The organism is Amycolatopsis sp. WAC 04197 (assembly GCF_003947475.1).
Classification (GTDB): domain Bacteria; phylum Actinomycetota; class Actinomycetes; order Mycobacteriales; family Pseudonocardiaceae; genus Amycolatopsis; species Amycolatopsis japonica.
On record NZ_QHJK01000004.1, the window covers coordinates 674,455 to 693,009 of the forward strand.

The window sequence follows — 18,555 nt, forward strand, 5'->3', positions numbered from 1 at the left end:
AAGCCAAACGTCGCCAAGGCATGGCCCGCGGGGCGTGCGGGCCATGCCTTGGCATTTCTCGGCGGCTTTGGCCGCCCGCAGTCAAAGGGGCGACCCCGTCGCCCGTTCTTGGATTACTTGGGTTACCGAGTGAACCAGGCCCACACTGGCGTGCTCGCCCAGTTGACGACGAAGCCGAACACGATCGCGGCCACGATGCTCAGCCACCACTGAACCGTCGTGATCCGGCCTTGCCGGCGGAACTGGCGGCTGACCATATCTTCGATCGCTTTCGCCTGTGTCTTGTTCACCGTGGCCAGGTTTTCGTAGTACTTGGAGTCCTCCAGCAGCTTCTCCAGCGCGGCTGTTCGAGTGGCGACATCGTCCTCGAGTTCGGCCATCAGCTCACGGGCACGCGCGACATGCTCGCGGACTTCGTCAAGCCGGGAACGGAACCCTGTGTCGGTTCGTTGCGCCTTGAGTAGCCTGCGGTTCAGCAAGACATAGGCACCTGCTACGACGAGGTTCAACCCCATTCCGCTCAACAGGACGATGTTCGCGACGACGGCGGGGACCTTGGCTGACACGAACTGCCCGAACGACATCCAGCCGAGGAACAGCACCACGCTGAGCCAGAACAGCCAGATGACGCGGCGATCGGTCATCGGCAGTCATCCGGATTGTGCTCGGTCGCCTGAGGGACAGGCAGGTCGGTCACGAAAGTGTCGAGCTCGGCGGCCAGACACTTCCCGACGGCGTGGCGCAGCCGATAGCGGCGGGGAGGGTCGTCGTCGAAGGATCCGTCATGCAGGTAGCCTCCTCGCTTCCGTTGCCACCATCGAAGATCACCTGGGGCAATGGTTACTTCGTGCTTGTTCAGATAATCGCGGATCGCCTGGGCGCTACCGCGGGCACGTGTGTCCAGCAGGCGACTGTGAAGCCGCGTTCTTTCGGCCGTCGTGAAGTTGAAGTCGTCGAGAAGAGCAGTGAGGGCCCGGCGGAGTCGGTCCTGCTCGCGATCTGGAAGTGTGGCGATCGCGAGAGTCTCGTCGATGTTCGCGAGGACCTCCAGCGCGGCGGCGGTCAGGGTGAACTCCACGATCTCATCTCGCGAGTTTTGGGCGGCGTGAAAGAGCCTCAATCCACTGCGCAGCTGCGGTGGCCATGACTCGCGCCCGGCGAAGCGGCGTACGTCCTGCGCTGGCGGGTGTGTAACGAACCCATTGGCGCGGAAGGTCAGAACCCGGCCTGCGCGGCGGGCTGTTCCGTCGGGATCGAGCCACGAGGCTCCGGCCTCCGAGATCCCTCCCTCGGCCACGTCGAAAGGGGGAGGTGGACCGTCGGGTTGGTAGACGGCGTCCGTGCGACGGGTGCTTTGTCGGTTGTCGACGACGAACTCGTAGCCGCAGAAGGTCGTCGCGAGAACCATCATCAGGTCGGTGACCTTCGCCTGTGCTTCAGCCAATGCCGTGCTCGCGTTGACCGCGCGAACCGGCACATCGAGAACGACCTCAGGCCCGTCGATCACCGCGGACATTCCATCGGGCAGTTCGAGTGGTGGCTGAAGATGATGGTCGTTCGAAGTGCGGACCACGAGCGTGACCGCGTAGCCGCGATCGGGCTCAAACCCTTCTGCCAGATTGCCAGTGGTGGAGGGGTGCTCTGCAGGTGCCGACGTCATACCGGTCAAGTCGGCACAACAGCTCATTCCGTAACGCGAACCTCACGGAGTACTTCGCCCGGCTAATGAGCGCCCTCGGCATCACCGCTCGGCGCCATCACTCGAGAGCGGGGTTTCGAACGGCTGCGGACGCGTTACCGTCAGGCAAGTATGTCGACCGCGAGAGATGGGGTGCGATGAGGCGATCCGTAGTCGGGCTCGTCGCGGCCGCAGCGTTCATGGCAGCCGTCGGCTGGCTTTACCAGCTTGTGGGGCAGCGCCGCGACGAGCGTCACTTCTCTCCGCCCGGCCGTCTCGTCGATGTCGGCGGTCGTCGACTGCACATCATCGAGCGTGCCGGGACCGGGAACGGGCCTTCGGTCGTGGTGCTGCCCGCTCTGGGTACGCCTGCCGTCGAATGGCAGAATGTCTTCGCCGCACTGCCCGCCGGCATCACCGCCTACGCCGTTGACCGCGGTGGGATCGGCTGGAGCGACCCGGCACCTCCACTGCCGCGGACACCACTCGTGCTCGCCGATGAAGCGACCGCACTACTGGACGCGCTCGAACTGTCCTCGGTCGTGCTGGTCGGCCATTCCTACGGCGGGATCGCCGCGCGAGTGACCGCCGCTCGTCATCCCGGTCGTGTTGTCGGTTTGTTACTGGTGGACTCGTCCCACGAACAGCAAGCACGGCAGCTGGCCCAGCGCGATCCGAGGATTCCGCGGAGCGAGATTTGGCGTCGGGCCGCACGACGGCAGATGCGTTCGCTCGGCTGGTACCGCGCGTGGCACGACTTGACCGCGTGGCGGGCGCTGCTGCGGGAAGCCGTCGACGAAGTGGGGGAGCAGTTGGCGCCGGCGGTAGTAGCCCGGTCATTGCGGACCGCGAGCCGCCGTGCGGTCGTGGGCGAAATGGTCGGGATCGCTCTCGCTCCGTACGTCACCCCGGACTGGGCCCAACGGCTGGGCGACCTGCCTACGACGGTGCTGACCGTCGGAGACGGACATGCCTGGGGACCGGCCTATCCGACATGGTTCGAACTTCACCAATCGTTTCTGGCCATGTCCACGTGCGCACGACATGTGGTGCTGGACGGCACTGGCCACCACATGAACCATGACGTCCCACACGAAGTCGCGGGCGCGATCACCGACCTCGTCGACAAGGCACACCGTCACGGAACGCGAAGCCCCTGACGGCCGCGACCACGGCGGCCGTGGGCGCGGCGTTCCTGAGTCGTCTGGGTGTCCGGTGTTAGCTCTCATGGCTACGGAACTGATCCTGGAGGACTGTGCGCCAAGTGCAGTGCGGCCACACCGGCGACGTGCGGCGAGGCCATCGAGGTACCGGACATGGTGGTCGTTGCCGGTGTTGCTGGTGTGCGACGCGGACACGATGTCCGTGCCAGGGCCCCAGATGTCCAGGCAGGTGCCGTAGTTGCTGTCCGAGCGGCGAGCGTCGGTGCGGGTGCTGTTGCCAACGGTCACCCCGTCGCGGACGTGCTGCGGGGCTGTACCGGCAGGCGTCGTCGTTGGAGTTCCCGGCAGCCATCACCCACTGCACCCCGCTGGCGATGACCGACCGGACAGCGCTCTCCAACGGCGGGTTGCTCGGGCACTGGCTCCGGCAGCCGATGCTGTAGTTCAGCACCGCGGGTTTGGTCGCGTTGCGAGTGACCCAATTGGCGGCGGCGATGGGGTCGTCGTCATAGGCCGAACCGCTGCAGTTGAGCACCCTCAACGGCACGATCGTGGCCTTCTTCGCCACGCCGTAGCGGCTTCCCGCCGCGATACCGGCGACGTGCGTGCCGTGACCGTGGCAGTCGTTCGGCGTGGAGTCGCCGTCAACGAAGTCATACCCGGCCCCGATACGGCCGGTGAAGTCCGTGTGGGCGGCGTCGATCCCGGAATCCATCACGTAGATGTTCACGCCTTGTCCACCGTTGGACGAGTAAGTGTAGGACCCGTTGAGCGGCAGGGAAGGCTGATCGGTCCGGTCCAGACCCCAGTTGGCCGGGTTCGGCTGAGTGTCGAGCGCCACCATCTCCTGAACCTGCCGGACACTTTGGACCGTCGGGTCTGCGGCAAGTCGAGCGGCCTGCTGTGCGGACATCGCGGCCGAATAGCCGCCGACCACGGCGTCATACACGTGGCGCACCTGGCCGCCGTACCGCTGAGTCATCGCCGTCGCGCTCGCGGAGGAACTCGCCGCCGCGGACCCTTTGAGCACCACGATGTAGCGGCCGGGGACGGCGTCGGGGGAGTCCGCGTTGACGATCGCAGGGCTGGGGCTGGACGAAGCCGGGACCGACAGCGCGCACAGCGATCCCATCACGGCGACCGCGCACCCGATCGCTCTCGCTGATGTTGTCCACAACGACATGAGGTTTTCCTTTGCTCGCAGGGAGTGCGGATCGCTCCGCAGCAACACCGTAAGAGCGGCGCGCGGACGTGGAACTACGTGAACTTCCCGCGAACGCCTACCCTGCAAGCAAACCGGCGCCGGGCACAGCCGAGGCGCGGCCACGGATGCACACCACTATCTTGTTAAGACAGCCAACACGGATCATTCGGGCCGTGGCACACCAAAACCGACAGCTCGCGTTTCACACCAGTTTCCCTCGGTTCACCGCCGCAGCGGCGCCCTGCCGGGTGTGGCTGGGTCGCATTGGTGAAACACCTGCGTTGCAGGCCAAGCCGACGCCCGGGCGGAAGCGCTGCCCCGGGGTGAACCAGCGGCCGACAGTGGTCACCAAGGCTTCCGTGCACGGGTATCCGAGATGCTCGGGTGAAGGAAGAAAATCGATGACGTGACGTAGCCAGTTCAGCAGTTCCTGCTTGGAGTCTGCAAGCACGTCGAAGTCTTCTCGTGTCCTCTTAGTAACTCCTCAAGCACCTCGCTTCGGGCACATAAAGTATTCGGGGCAAAAGAGTTGGCGTCAGGCTGCGCCTCGCACATCCTCGGATTTGCAGTCAAGTGATCAGAGTCATCGGCCTGTCATCGTCCAGGTCTCCGAGCCAACGAGGAGTTTGCGAAGATCCGGGGGATTTGCGGCCTGCGCCTCCGCGACCTGGGCGCGTGCCTGGTCGTCGTAGGTGGGCCGCTCGACCTGCCGCAGGATGCCGGTCGGTACGTGGTTCAGGTTCTGGTCGCCGATCCGCGAAAGCGCGAACGCGTACGCCGTGTCCTCGATCGTGGGGTCGTGCACGACGAGGTTCTCCTCGCCGATGTTCGCGACCTTCCCGACCTCCAGCCCGGCCCAGCCGCCGCGCGTGACGCCGTATTCGCCCTGCGGGCCGAACTTGATCGGCTCGCCCGCCTTCAGCGGGATGAGCCGGGTGGCGGCCTCGTCCTTGTCCTTGAGGACGTCGAAGGCGCCGTCGTTGAAGATCGGGCAGTTCTGGTAGATCTCCACCAGCGCCGACCCGCGGTGTTTCGCGGCGGCTTCCAGCACCTCGGTCAGGCCCTTGCGGTCCGAGTCGAGGGCGCGGCCCACGAACGACGCCTCAGCGCCGATCGCCAGCGAAAGCGGGTTGAACGGGGTGTCGACCGAGCCCATCGGGGTGGACTTCGTGACCATGCCCGGCCCGGACGTCGGCGAGTACTGGCCCTTGGTGAGGCCGTAGATCCGGTTGTTGAACAGCAGGATCTTGATGTTCACGTTGCGCCGCAACGCGTGGATCAGGTGGTTGCCGCCGATGGACAGCGCGTCGCCGTCACCGGTGACCACCCACACCGACAGATCCGGCCGCGCGGTCGCGAGCCCGGTCGCGATCGACGGCGCCCGGCCGTGGATCGAGTGCATGCCGTAGGTGTTCAGGTAGTACGGGAATCGCGACGAGCACCCGATGCCCGAGATGAACACGATGTTCTCGCGTTTGAGGCCGAGCGTCGGCAGGAACGACTGCACGGCGTTGAGCACGACGTAGTCACCGCAGCCGGGGCACCAGCGGACCTCCTGGTCCGACTTGTAGTCCTTGGCCTTCTGCGGTTCGGTCTCGGTCGGCACAAGGTCCAAGCCGCCGAGGGTGGGGATCCCCAGGTCGATCGCGGTCATCACGACACCTCGTTCGCCAATTCGGATAGCCTGCCATTCACGACGCAGGTATTGATCGATGCGAGAAAATGCCGCTTAACGGATGAGGGTATTGCGATCGGTTCGTCAAGGCTGTGATCGGGGACATCCCGGCGCGAGTCTTGGTGCGATCCGTTCACAACCTGAGTCGCCACCTTGCGGATGCCGCGGATACTGGTTTGCGACGCCTCATCACTTATGGCAACACGCATGTGCCGCTCCTCGGCTCTTCCAGGACGAACGATTCTCGGCGCGGGTGGGCCCGGCCTCAGTGGCGGCCGTCAGGCGATGATGCGGCATGGTGGCTGTGGCGGCCCGAAACTCTGGACAAAAGTGCAACGATCATCGATGAACGGACGGCTGACTCTCCACGCGCCACCCGTACCTTCGATGTTGTCGGAGCCCGACTTGGCCTGAAGTGCCTCCGTCCATCGGCGTGGACGCCGAGGCGAGGGACGGAGCCAACCGCTCTCCTGACTGGCAGGGCCGCGGCAGATACCGCGCCGCCGCCGACCGTAGTCGTTGGGCCGGCGATGCGGGGAGATCCGCCCCGTCGCGGTATGCGGCGTGTCACGGTTTCGGTGAGGTCGCAGGAACCACATCTGCCGCTCGGCGGTCCCTCAGCTGATTCGACTGTCTCGTCGGCTGCCGCTGCGGGACTAGTGATCTCGGTACATGCCTGAGCCATGATGCCGTGCGATGGTTCTGCGTTCGCCCCAGCGATTCAACCCGCGTTTTCGAGGGTGATGAATGCCTTCCGCACCTCCGGTGGGATGTGCACACCCCCGCCACCCAAGAGCCGCACCTCCTCCGAACACACGCACCGTGCGGGCAAGTGGCCCTGCAACCGAGATACTGCGCCCGCCGCGCCGCCACTACCGCCCGGTAATCACCCCAACATTCCAAACAGGGAGGTTCATCTCACCTGTCCCACTCACGTCGTGGGGCCAGAGCCGAGCCGTCACCAACGGGTCTATCCCATGAGTCCGTGTTCCCGGGGTGGTTGATCAGCAGGTTCTCGGCTCCCGGCCAGCGCTCACCGAACGTGGAACAACCCGGCGAACGCGCCCCCAACGCCCCACCCACGGACAACCCCATCAATGCCTTACCTTCCAGCTCATTCCGCGTCTCCACCGCGATCTGCCCCAGTTGGATCGACAATCCCAGCCACCCATGATCCCGTCCCCGCCGCGGCGAACTCCGCCACCGGGATGGCAGCGCGTCCCAGGCCGAGCCTGACCCGGATCGCCGGCTCCGTGGTCAGCCTCGACGACTCTAGCGCCTGCATCTTCGCCACCAGAGCACGTCAGATCGCCATCAACGACCGCTGCGCCGCCGGCTTTGCCGCACCCACGGACACCGCCCTCAGATTGTGATCGGGACACCGCTCACCCGCCCGATGCGAGGAAGTCGTATGCCCGTGCGGGCCCTGGTTCGTGAAGTGATTCCCTCCTAATCGACGGGACCCGTCCGATGGTGTGGACGGAGGAGACCCGTGCGGCGAAGGTGGCTTGAAGGTGCACTGGACCCGAGGAGGAACATTGCGGTACCGAAGACTGCTCACCTTGTTCGCCGCATCCAAGGCGAGAAGGTCAAGCGTTCACTTTCGGCCGTGATCGACGTGAAGAACCAGCCGGCCAAGGTCAGGAAAGTCCCGCAGACCTCCTGGGGATCGGCACGAGCGCGAGCCAGTCGTCGTCACCGTCTGTGACGCGGCGACGAAGGCGTCCGCAGACCGGGGCACCGCGGTCGCGAAATATGGCGGGGCCGACTGGTCGCTTGGCTTCAATGTCACGTGTGACGGCCAGCCGTTCATGCGCACCGTCGGACACTGCACGAACGCCGGTGGGAGCGTGGTCCGGTGGCGACGTCACGTGAGCACTGGTCGTCGCCAGTGACTGCCGCGGCGCGGACATGGCTCTGCTCGCGCGCCCGAACGGACCGGGCCGGGACAGATCGTCATCGGTCGCACATCGCCTCCGAATCAGCCGGTCCACACCGACGCAGGCGTCCTCAACAACACGTTCGTCGCGAAGATCGTGACGCTGCCCGCTGACTCCGGCGGTCCGGCGTATGCCGGGACCGGGGGACTCGGCGCTCATTCCGGTGGCGACGACCGGGGCAGCTTCCACCGCCCACTCGCGCTGGCGATCCACGGCACTGTCCCGACCGATCCGGGTCGCACCAACGGCCCGGATCGGTCGTGAGTGGACGACTTTTCGGCGCACAACGATTTCTTGAGGGGAGGTGAAGAGATATGCCGGGTGGTTCGGTGAAGTTGCCTGCCGAGTTGCAGAATTTCTTTCTGGTGACGTTGGGGATGTCGTGGCCGGAGGGGAATGACGCGGCGTTGTCGGAGCTGGCTCGGGCGTGGAGTGAGTTCGAGGCGGCCGCAGAGGAGTATCGGGAAGCGGTGCGGGCCGGAGGCGCGGGGGTTCCGGGTGTGCTGGTGGGGGAGACGGGCGAGTTTTTCGCGGCTCATCTGCGTGGTGACGTGGTGTCCGGGGTCGAGGCGCTGGGCGAGTCGGCGTCGGGTCTGGCGGGGATGGCGAAGACGGCCGCGGCGGATGTGGTGAAGGCCAAGGTCATGATGATCGCGATGGCGGCGATGGCGTTGGCGACGATCGTCCATTTGCTGGCCACGGTGATCGGTGCGGCTTTCGTCGGGTTGGCGCAGTTGACGGCGCGGCAGGCGTTGATGGCGATCTGGCGTGGTCTTGTGACGAAGATGCAGGCGCTGGCCGCGATGAAGCCGAGCCGCGAACTCGGGATCCACGTGCTGAAGACGATCGGCGCGGGAGTGGTGGCCGCGATACCGCACACGGTGAGATTCGCGGTCGCGGGTGCGGGAGTCATGGGCGGTCTGGATCTGTCGATCCAGACCGGACAGATCGCGGCGGGCGAACGTGACGAGCTGGACGGCAAGTCGTTGCTGGGCTCGTTCGGAGGCGGGGCTCTCGGCGGCGCGTTCGCGGGGATCTTCCATGCGGGTGCGGTGTGGGCGAGGGGCGCCGCGGCGGGGTGGGCGGACAACGAAGCGGCGAGGTCGCTGGCGGACCGGTTGAAGGTCGAGGGGGTGACACTGGAGACCCTGCAGGAGGCCGGGGACCGGCTGGCGGTGGCGTTGCGGACGATCCCCGGCTCGGTGGAGGCGCTGGGGCATCTGTTGTATGGGGCCGGTCAGGTCGGGGTGGTGTTCATCACCGCACCGGTGATCAACCTGGCGACCGGGTCGCCGCACGCGAGTCCGTGGCTGGGGATGCTGGGGGCGTTGTCGGGGTTCGGCGGTGGCCGCGGCGGGGGTGGCCGCCTCGACGCGTCGCTGGTCGATCTGGGGCATTTGCCGAAGGCGGTGGAGTTCACGATCCCGGCCGTCGAGGTCAAGACCGATGCCGATGTCAAGCCCGGAACAGAGGCGAAGGCCCCCGTCACCGACATCAAGACCGACTTCACGACCGGTGGCAAGGCCGACGGCGGTCTCGCCACCGGGGAACGGCTCTTCCTCGAACCGCCACCGTCCTATGTGGATACGATCGCGGCCGGCCAGCGGGCCGCGGCCGATCCGGCACAGCGGCCAGCGGCCTCGACTACGTCAGGGCAGGCGCTCGGCACTCTCTTCACCCCGGTGGTCCACGAGAATTCCGCTGTCGTGGTGACTTCGTTGGCCGACACGACTTCAATAGTCTACATAGGACAGAAGGACGAGCCGGCAAGCGTCACGAGCCCGGATTTCGCCGATGAGGAGACAACGGCACACTTCGTCAAGGCGGCAGAATCGCAGCCGGGTGCGGCCTCCGGAGCAGCAGCCGGCAGGGCGGCACCGGAGCGGACCGTCGGCGCCACGACCGGAACAGTGGCCGCCCGAAACACCGACGCGGCCGCCCCCGCGCTGGGGCCCGGGTCGACGGCCGTCGACACTTCGTCGACCGGCGCGCAGCGCGTCGATAGCGCTCCCGCGATCGCCGGCACGGGGCCTGTGCGGGCTCCCGAAGCTCCTGTGGTTTCCGAGTCCGCGCCCGTCGCACCGATCGCGGCGGAAAGCCGGCCACAGCCGGCGGTCACCCGTCCGGCGGCGAGCGACCGAGCGACTTTCCCGGAGAAAACCGCACCCGAACGCACAACCGGCGACCTGCCTGTCCGGCCGGGGAAAACAGAACTCACGGAACTCCGGGTCGAGACCGCGGGGACACAGAGCGGAGGAATGGGCGCGGCGACCCCTCCCCGGCCGGAAGTCACGCCGGTCACGGAGGTGGCCGTCTCCACCGCTCAGGAAGTGCGGGACCGGCTCGAAGGCACGGGTTCTCGGCATCTCTTGGGAAGCTCCCGTGAGGCGGACACCTCCGCCCGGGAACCGGGTGATGTGGTGAACGACTGGGAGGTCGCGCAGGCGTGGGGCCGTGCGAGGGTTTCGCAGGAGACCCGGCTGGACGAGCACCACGTGATCCCTGCGGAGGACAGGGTCCGTATCGAGTACATGGTCGACGGGTTCGTCGATGCCGCGGTGCAGGCGCCGCCGGGCTCGTTGCCGCGAGTGCGGAGCGCGGTGTTCGTCGCGCCGGGGTCGTCGGCCGGTACCGACGGGCTTGGCGCGCTGATCGAGTCGCGGGTCCGGCTGCGGCTGAGTAGTTATCCGCCTGGCGTGGTGACGGTCACGGCGGACCAGCTGCTGACCCAGGTGTCGGTCTCCGCGCTCACCCGCCCCGAGGGCGATCCGCGGATCGGTGTCGTGCAGGTCCATGTGGACGGACAGCGTGCGCTGAGCGGACTCTACGGGCCCGAGGCATACTCCCGGCCGGGGGAACAGCCGAGTCGCCACTGGAAGGAGCTGGACCAGGCGCGTGCGGATCTCGCGCGGCTGGCCGACAGCGCTCCGGTCCTCGCCCGGGCCGGGGAGATCATGAATCGGCTGCACCAGCCTCCTCGTGTCTTCGTGGAGCGGGAGCCGTCGCCAGTGCATCAGGCACACCGGGAACGGCATCGGGCGGCCACGGATTTGGTCGCTTGGGAACTGCTCCGGAACGGCGAGCACGCCGCGATCGAGCGGGCGCGTGGCCTGGTCGCGGCGGTGGGCTGGCCCCGGCGAGGCGGAGTCGTGGGCGGGGCGCCGCGAGCCGACCAGCCTGTTCCGCCGACCGAAGCCGGTTCGTCGTCGAGTGCCACGGTGTCCACGACGCCGGAAGAGCCGCCTCCGCCCGCCGATGTGATCGGGTGGCAGCCACCGTTGCCGGGTACGCCGGGGCCGCGCACCTTGAACGAGTACGTGGCGAGGAACCACACCATCGTCAACCGGGTCAACGCCGCACTCTTCCTCGGACCGAGCGCGCTGGCCAAGATGCCTCCCGAACTTTGGGAGATGGTACGAGAGCACCTCAGAGAGGACGGGACGCCGGCGAGCTGGGCACGGGCCTGGGTCGAGAACATGAGTCCACGTCAGCCGCTCCAGGCACGGTTCGGCGGGACGCACGGTGTCGCGGTGGCTTCGGGAGGGTTGCTGAACCCTTCCGAAGTGCAGCAGGCGTGGAATCGCGCGCGAACCACCTTCGAAACCCGGCTGAGTGCCAGTGGTGAGCTCGACGGAATCGTCCGGCACTTCTCCATCGGCCTGATGATCGACGGATTCGTCGACGCCTCGTTGCAGCCGCACCCACGGATACTTCCGGAAATCCGGGTCGCGGTCTTCGTCGCTTCGGGCTCGTCCATCGGGGTGTCCCATCTTCGGACGGTGGCCGGGCAGAAGATCGATTCCCGGCTACGGCTGTATCCGGCGCACGCGAGATCACTGTCGGTCGAGCAGCTGCTCGCCCGTGTTTTCATCACCACGATTTCCCGTCCCGAAGGTGACGCTCAGATCGGCGTCGTCCAGGTACGGGTGGAAGGGCAGCGAAGGCTGTCCGGGCTCTACGGCCCCGAGATGTACACCGACCCGGCCGACCCGCTACCCGCGTACCGGACGCACTTGGCAGAGGCACGGGTGGCACTCGCCGGGCTCGCGGAGGACCATCCAGCGTTCACCCAGGCGCGCGAGATCATGAACAAGTACCACCAGCCGCCTCGCGTGTTCGCCGACCAGGAACCGCCTCGGTTGCACCAGGCGCATCGAGAGCGTCGCCGGGCCGCCACCGATCTCGTCGCTTGGGACCTGGTGCGGGTGGTGCCCATCGTTCCGGGCGAAGAGGTATCGGCGGCGGAATTCCGGGCCCGGTCCTTGGTCGCCGCCGTGGGCTGGCCCCGGGAGAGCAGGCTTCTGGGCGGCGCGCCGCGCGACGATCAAGCCGGGCAGGCGAGTGAAGCCGGTTCGTCGAGCTCCACGGGATCCGAGCGGATGGTCGACGTGGCGTCGCGGTTGCCGGACGGAGACGCGCTGGCCGGATTATGGGAGCGGCTGGCCGGCCCCGAGGGGCGGATGGTCGATTCCGCAGATGGCCCCGTAAGGCTCCGGGCCGTGCTGTCGGATGACGGTCCGCTGTTCGCTGTGGAGTCGGTGGCTCGGCCGCTCGAGCTGACTCCTCAGGAGTTCGTCTCGTGGGTGGCCGAGCACGAGGTCTCGGCTCCTGAGTCGCTCTTCCCGGAACGGGATACCGCGCCCGGGAAGAGCAAGGCCCGGCAAGAGAGCGGGTCCGGTCGTGTTCCCGCGGTGGTGCGGCAGGCGACCGGTCCGTCCGCGAGCAGCGACCTGGTCACGGTCCACGACGGCAGGGGCGCTCCGTACGCGAACGCGACGAACTCTCAGGCTCTCCTCGCTTCGATGCTGCCGGGAAAGACCACGTTGGCGTCGGTGGCCGACCTCCCCGGCACGCTCTTCTCTTGGGCGGTCGGCACGCACCTTGCGATCGCTGCCTGGAGGGACGGGCGAATCCACCTCCACGAAGACGGTCGCGCCGGCACTTCGGAAACCTCTGGTGGGGGACCGGACGCCTCGGCGGTTCTGGCCAACTGGGCACCGTCGCCGGTGGGGAGGACCTTGGCGGACGAGGTACGGGACATCAGCCTCGTCAACGACGAAAACCTCAAACTGCTGATGGGTAAGAACAACCCCACCCCGATGCCCGTCGAGCTGTGGAAGCTGGTGCAGGACCAGCTTGAACTCGACGCGGTACCGCCGGAACTGGCGAGGAACTGGGCCGGGTCCCCGAGCGTGCATCTGCTCGGAGACGAGCAAGCGGCCGAGGCCTCCGGAAATGTTCTGAATCGCTGGGAGATCAAGGCGGCGAAGGGGCGAGCCCGGGCCTTCTTGGAAACGCGGACAACCGATTACGGCACTCTTCGCGAGCCGGCTTTGGGCAAGATCACGCTCATGGTCGAGGGCTTCGTCGACGCCGCGGTACAGGCCCGACCGGAGTCCTTGCCTTCGATACGAGGTGAGGTGTTCGTCGGTCCACGCTCTCTGGGGGCCGTGACCACGAACAGTCTGCTCGCCCGGATCGACTCGACGATCAGAGCCAGGTTGGCCGAATACCCGAGGAACACGGTGACTACGTCGGCGAAGCAGCTGTCGGAACGTGTCGCCGTCCACGCGCGCACCCTTGCCGACGGGGACCTGCGGATCGGAGTCGTCGAGGTCCGGGTCGACGGGCAGCGCGAGCTGACAGGGCTGTTCGGCCCGTCGGTCTATTCCGATCCGAAGAACCCGCTTCCCCGGGTGAAGACGCTCGTCGAGGTGACGCGGAGACTGCTCGCGGGAGTGGACCGGAGCAGTCCGGAGTTCAGCCGGGCGCGGGAAATCATGGACAGGTTCCACCAGCCGCCTCAGGAGTTCGCCGGCCGTCCGCCACGAATACACCAGGCGCACCGGGAACGTCACCTCGCGGCAACGGAGTTGGTCGCGTCGCAGCTGTATACGCGGCCCAACGCGGCCGTACTGGTCGCCGAACTGTTGGTACCCGACGTCGGGTGGCCACGGCCGAGCCGGATCGACGGGGTACCGACGCTGAGCCGGGTCATCACCGGACATCCGTCCGCCGATCGCGAGGTGGCCGCGTTGGCGCTGCCGCGGAACACCGGTGTGGCCTTCGTCGACCCGCGCTTCTTCGGCAACGTCGTGAAGGCTTTCGCCGAACGCACGGACGATTCCGTTCCCGTTGTGGTGCACCACAGGGACGGCCGGTTCAGCCTCCCGGATTCCACCGGTCAGCGCGGCTCAGCCACCTATCGGGAGCTGGCCGAGAGCCTCGCCAGTATGCCGTCGAGGCTGATCGAATGGCAGAAGTTCTCCCGTGTAGTGCTCTACGCTTGCGGCCTTCCCAAGGAGGCTCCAGGAAGGCTCCAAGCCGAACTCGCCGGGATACCCGCTTTGTCGCACCTCAAGGTCGAGGCCTACTTCTTGAGAGAGCGGGTCCATTTCCTGCCCGAGGGCGCCGTCGTCACCGGTGACGTGACCGGTCTGCCGGACGGAACGCTCACTCTCGCGCCATCGGCCCGAGAGTCCGTCACGGATTTCTTCGCGGGCTTCCGCACGGCCTTGCCCGCCGCCGTGCACCCATCCCGGTGGCGTGGACGGGTCGAGGTCGATTCCCAGGGCACAGTGACCGGGGCCAGGCCCGCCCCGCTGAGCGCGCTCGTCGGACGCGAGCCGACCGCGTCCGGCCGGACACTCACGCCGCCGGACGTGCTCGCGTTCCGGCCGTTCCTCGACGGCGCGGGGCCGAGCACGCTGGACGAGTACGTGCGGGATCGCAGTATCGTCAACCAGGCTCGCTACGACGACTTCTTGTCCAAGGGAACACGAACACTCGGGTTGCCAACGGAAATCTGGAACCTGGTGCGGATGCAACTCATTTTGGATCCGGATTCGACCCCGCTGAACTGGGCAGGCGACTGGGTGCAGCGTATGGCCTATGCCGAACGCCCGCGACTGGCCCGGGAGGACGACCTGACACCGACCGGCCCTTATGGCCGGGATGAAGTACGACAGCTGTCCGGATTCGCGTTGAACTCAGCGGGGGCACAGCTGGCTTGGCATCGAGCGAGAGTGGCCTATGAGACCAGGCTCGACTTCGGTCGAGGTGCACTGCCCGAGGAGGCGCGTAGCCATATCCACCTGATGGTGGAGGGCTTCGTCGACGCCGCCGCGCGCGCCCATCCTGGCGAGCTGCCCCGAGTACGTGGTGAGGTGGTCGTCCCGAAGCGCCGTTCCGGTTGGGCGAACCTGGTCCGTTCACGGGTGAAGAAGACAGTCGAGCAACGGCTGAAGGAGTATCCCCCGGGCTCTCTGTCGCTGACCGTGGAGGAGCTGTCGAGGCAGATCGCGATCTCCGCGGTCGCTCGCCCACGGAAGCACGCCGAGATCGGCATGGTGCGGCTTCGCGTGGACGGGCAACGCGCACTGTCCGGATTGTACGGGCCGGAGGTCTTCGCCGATCCGAACGACCCCTTACCTGGCCGCGCACGTATTCTGCGCCAAGCAAGAGAAAATCTGGCTCTGCGGCGGCCGGGCGATCCGGTCTTCGCCGAGGCTAGGGAGATCATGAGCCGGTTCAACCTGCCCCCGCACGTCTTCACCGGCCCGGAACCGTCGCTGCACCAAGCACATCGTGTGCGCTATCAGGCGGCGGTGGACCTGATCGCCTCGGGATTGGTTTCCCACACCCCTTCGGAGAATCTCGAGAAGGCGGCCAAACTGCTGAGCGATGTCGTCGGCATGCCGCGACTGGGTGGTGCCCCGGTGCCGCCGAAGGGCCTTTTCACCTTTCGCTCTCCTGCCGGAGGCCGGGTCGCAGCCCTGGCGTTGGGGCACAACACCGGTGTCGCTTTTGTCGATCCCTACTACTTCACCCACATCAGCCGGGCCTTCGGTTCGGTGACAGGCCCAGTGCTTCCTGTCGCGGTTCACCATCGGGCGGGCCGGTGGTTCCTTCCCCGAGCCGACGGGTCACAGGTACCGCACGATTCTCGTGAGTTCGCGGCGGCGCTCGCCCAAGTGCCCGCCCAGCTTGTTACCTGGGGGCAGATCCAGCAGATCGCGCTGATCGCCTGCGACCTGACGCAGGCCGAGGTGTTCAGCCTTCAGATCGCTCTGCGAGAAATACCCGCCTTGGCGGAAATCTCGGTTATCCCGCGCCTGCTCGCCAGGCAGGCTCGTGTCCGGCCCAACGGTGAGATCAGCGGCAGGAGTCAAGATGCTCATGCTGAAGCCGGAGCACTCGTACTCGGGCCGGGCACGACCACGCCTGCCGGTGATTCCGTCGTCTCCGCTCGGAACCTCTACGGCGAGGAGAATCTGATCGCGCTGCTCCCGGACACTGTGGACGCGGCCGCGGCCAGCAGATCATGGGGGAACACCAGTGCGCACTCCCTGAGAACGATCCGGCGGGAGATCAACCAGTATGGAGACAGCCATGCCGAGTTCGCCCCCTGGGCGCCGCTCGTCAACGATCATCGTCCGACCCCCCTCGTGCTCCGGCTCTGGGTACGCGGATCCGGCTTCGGTGTCGGACGGGAAACGCTGAGTCCGGAAGAAACCGTGATCCGCCTTCACAAAAGTGAGGGATTCCAGCGTTATCTGCAAGAATCGGTGCGTCGGCCGATCGTCGTCCTCGCGTCGGACGACTCCCAAGCACCCAGCGATCTGCTGGGGCGGTTCCTCTCTTTGCTCAGCAGGAGCGGCCCGATGCAACTGGTCGGTTATCGGGGGCGCTATTCGCTTACGCGCGAAGGAATCCTCCTATTCGCGCAGTCCCCGCAAGTCGACTTCAGGTTGGCCGCCCTGCTCACCGACCTCGAGTTGTCGGCCGCGCCGGACATGTTCACCTTGTCTCGGGCAGTAGGGTCCGTGGACGCGGCGCGGAAGATCGCCGCCACGGTCAGCGGGGAATGGGCGAAAAACCGGACCGGTCCCGATCCCCTCGTGATGGTGCTGCCGGGTGACGACGACGTGGCACACGTCGCGGTGCGGTCGCGCGACGTCCGTCTTCCACTCGGCGGACAGGAGATCGCGGGACTGCTGCTCGCTGTACCGGGGGCTTGGCGGGCGTTGTCCTCGCCTCCGGGAAGACCGATCGTGCTGGCGGGAGACTTCGAGGTGAACGAGGCTCGTCCCGGTGGTATCCGGTTCGATGTGAGCGCCACCCTCGCCGCCTACGGCCTGTTCAACCCGGTGTATGCCACGAACAGCGACGCTTCGAATGGTTTTCAGCTGGTCTCCGGACTGTTCGCCGACCGGATCAAGACCGAACTGATCTTCGGACCGGACAGCCTGCCCGCGGCGGTCTTCGTCCGGCACGAAGGAGACGAGCCGGCGCTGCGGCAGGTTCAGGCGTGGGCTGGGGGAGCGGCCTCGACGATGGGGCAGGTGGTCCTGGGGCCGGACGGTACGAGAGTGGACACCCCGTGGCACAACGCCGTCCCCATCTTCGTCAAGCCTGCCGATGCCGGCCGGATCCATGTGAAACGTTCCGACGGGAAGCCCTCGATCGGAGAACCGGGATTGGCTTTGCGGGACAGCCGGGAACTGCGTTCGGCGTTGGGCAGGGAGGCGGACGGCCAGTCGTGGCCGCAGGGTGAGCGAACCCCGTGGCTGATCCCGCTCGAGGGCATGATCGGCGAGCTGGAGAAGTTCACGACGGACCTCGCGTCCGGTGGCTATTCGCGCGCTACCGTCGCGGCGCAAGGACCGGTGGTGCTCATGAACCGGCGCCAGATCATGCTGACCAAACCGGGCTTCGACCGGGTGGCGGCCGTCCTGCCGAGGCCCGAGCAGTTCGTCAGTCACCCCTTGAAGAGCGCCGATTCGGTGGTTCATGGCGTCTTTTTCCCTCGGGACGACATCGACATGCTCAACTTCTCCCCGGTGGACGCGCGGACCGGTTCGCTCTTGAGCGGTGGGTATTTCCAGTTCCCGCTGAAACCCGGCAATCCCCATGTCACACCTGGTGGTACGCCGAGTTGGCGCGCTGTCTTGCACGGCTCCCAGACGAACGTCGCCATGGCGTTGCCCGCCGGCCGACCGTACGAACTCGGAGATCGGTTCTCGGTGACGGGAGATCTGGCAGCGGAGGCCATTCTCGCCTCCGCCGTGTTCCACCGCGCTCGACCCGACCGCGACCGCCCTTTCCGGTTGCTTGCCTGTAACACCGCGCACAACAAGCAGCTGATCGGATCCCTCAAGGCTCGGTGGGGCAAGGGGGCGATCATCGCGCCGACCAATCTGGTGTACTTCGATCCCAAGATCAGCGGGGCGGCGTTGAACGCCCGCAGTCACTTGATCCGGGCGGACGGCCCACGCGTGCCCAGACTCGCGCTGGCGGACTTGGCGATCGAGGAGATTCGGCAGCGAACACTCGAATGGAGCACTGAAAAGCGCCTGCCGAAGGATGTGCAAGCGGCTGTTCAGACGGCTGTTCGCGCGTCGGCCTGGCGGGTGCTCAGCGGTGCGGAGCCGGTGAAGATCCGGATCATCGTCGGCGGCAGGGAGGAAGCCGACGGGATTTCGTGGGGAGGAGACCTCGCGACCAGGATACGGACACTCGCCGGTACCGAGGCGGCACAGCTGGCCAAGCACTACGGCCTGCCGGACACGGGTACGCGTCGCATGCCTGTCGACGTCGCCTTCGAAAGGAAGGACCAGCATCCCGCCGTGGCTCACGTGAAGTTCGAGCTGGCGGAGGGGGACTTCGGCCAGAAGAGCATGGACAGCCGTGATCCGGCTCAGATCAGCCGGGCTTTCGCCGCACTGGTGCCGGACGGCGATGGACTCCGGCCAGGGGGCAGGTCCAGCCCTTGACCGGCGCTTGTCGGCGATCGTCGATCGGTTGAGCCCGAGCACTCGTCTGCTGCCGGAACCGAGGCTGGCGGTGAAAGACACCTTCAGCGCCTGGATTCGAACGAGTTGAGGTTCTCCTCC

8 protein-coding genes and 1 pseudogene are annotated in these 18,555 nt (G+C 66.7%); 3 read left to right on the forward strand and 6 right to left on the reverse strand.

Features of this window, described 5'->3' with window-relative positions:
• Positions 1–122: 122 nt before the first annotated feature.
• Entirely contained in the window at positions 123–644 is a 522-nt protein-coding gene (locus DMC64_RS20120; RefSeq protein ID WP_125734729.1) for a hypothetical protein, read from the reverse strand.
• On the reverse strand, positions 641–1,669 hold the full coding sequence (locus DMC64_RS20125; protein WP_125734730.1) for a hypothetical protein: 1,029 nt from the start codon (positions 1,667–1,669) through the stop codon (positions 641–643). The genes DMC64_RS20120 and DMC64_RS20125 overlap by 4 nt, the downstream gene beginning before the upstream one ends.
• Before the next feature lie 167 nt (positions 1,670–1,836).
• Here DMC64_RS20125 and DMC64_RS20130 point away from each other — a divergent pair, with 167 nt between their 5' ends.
• Positions 1,837–2,838 (forward strand): alpha/beta fold hydrolase, encoded by a 1,002-nt coding sequence (locus tag DMC64_RS20130; RefSeq protein WP_158634228.1) that lies wholly within the window; start codon positions 1,837–1,839, stop codon positions 2,836–2,838.
• A 71-nt stretch (positions 2,839–2,909) separates the two neighbouring features.
• On the opposite strand, the gene DMC64_RS43515 is transcribed toward DMC64_RS20130, so the two are convergent.
• From DMC64_RS43515 to DMC64_RS20145, 4 genes and pseudogenes are all read right to left on the reverse strand, one after another.
• Complete coding sequence (locus DMC64_RS43515) at positions 2,910–2,996, reverse strand: S8 family serine peptidase (protein WP_255432663.1); 87 nt, start codon at positions 2,994–2,996, stop codon at positions 2,910–2,912.
• 209 nt (positions 2,997–3,205) lie between these two features.
• Positions 3,206–4,024 (reverse strand): annotated as a pseudogene (locus DMC64_RS43520) (S8 family serine peptidase); the annotation flags it as partial.
• A 223-nt stretch (positions 4,025–4,247) separates the two neighbouring features.
• Complete coding sequence (locus tag DMC64_RS20140; RefSeq protein ID WP_125734733.1) at positions 4,248–4,496, reverse strand: hypothetical protein; 249 nt, start codon at positions 4,494–4,496, stop codon at positions 4,248–4,250.
• 132 nt (positions 4,497–4,628) lie between these two features.
• Positions 4,629–5,699 (reverse strand): 2-oxoacid:ferredoxin oxidoreductase subunit beta, encoded by a 1,071-nt coding sequence (locus tag DMC64_RS20145; protein ID WP_125734734.1) that lies wholly within the window; start codon positions 5,697–5,699, stop codon positions 4,629–4,631.
• 2,057 nt (positions 5,700–7,756) lie between these two features.
• Here DMC64_RS20145 and DMC64_RS42700 point away from each other — a divergent pair.
• Both DMC64_RS42700 and DMC64_RS20150 read left to right on the forward strand, forming a co-directional pair.
• Positions 7,757–7,924 (forward strand): hypothetical protein, encoded by a 168-nt coding sequence (locus DMC64_RS42700; protein WP_158634229.1) that lies wholly within the window; start codon positions 7,757–7,759, stop codon positions 7,922–7,924.
• A 65-nt stretch (positions 7,925–7,989) separates the two neighbouring features.
• Positions 7,990–18,435, forward strand: coding sequence for a hypothetical protein (locus tag DMC64_RS20150; RefSeq protein ID WP_125734735.1), 10,446 nt, complete (start codon positions 7,990–7,992; stop codon positions 18,433–18,435).
• The last annotated feature ends 120 nt before the right edge of the window (positions 18,436–18,555 follow it).

Bases quoted from the DNA above. Each gene is read 5' to 3' on its own strand.
- DMC64_RS20130 (WP_158634228.1), top strand. From the start codon at position 1,837: ATGAGGCGATCCGTAGTCGGGCTCGTCGCGGCCGCAGCGTTCATGGCA.
- DMC64_RS20145 (WP_125734734.1), bottom strand. From the start codon at position 5,699: ATGACCGCGATCGACCTGGGGATCCCCACCCTCGGCGGCTTGGACCTT.
- DMC64_RS20120 (WP_125734729.1), bottom strand. From the start codon at position 644: ATGACCGATCGCCGCGTCATCTGGCTGTTCTGGCTCAGCGTGGTGCTG.
- DMC64_RS43515 (WP_255432663.1), bottom strand. From the start codon at position 2,996: ATGTCCGGTACCTCGATGGCCTCGCCGCACGTCGCCGGTGTGGCCGCA.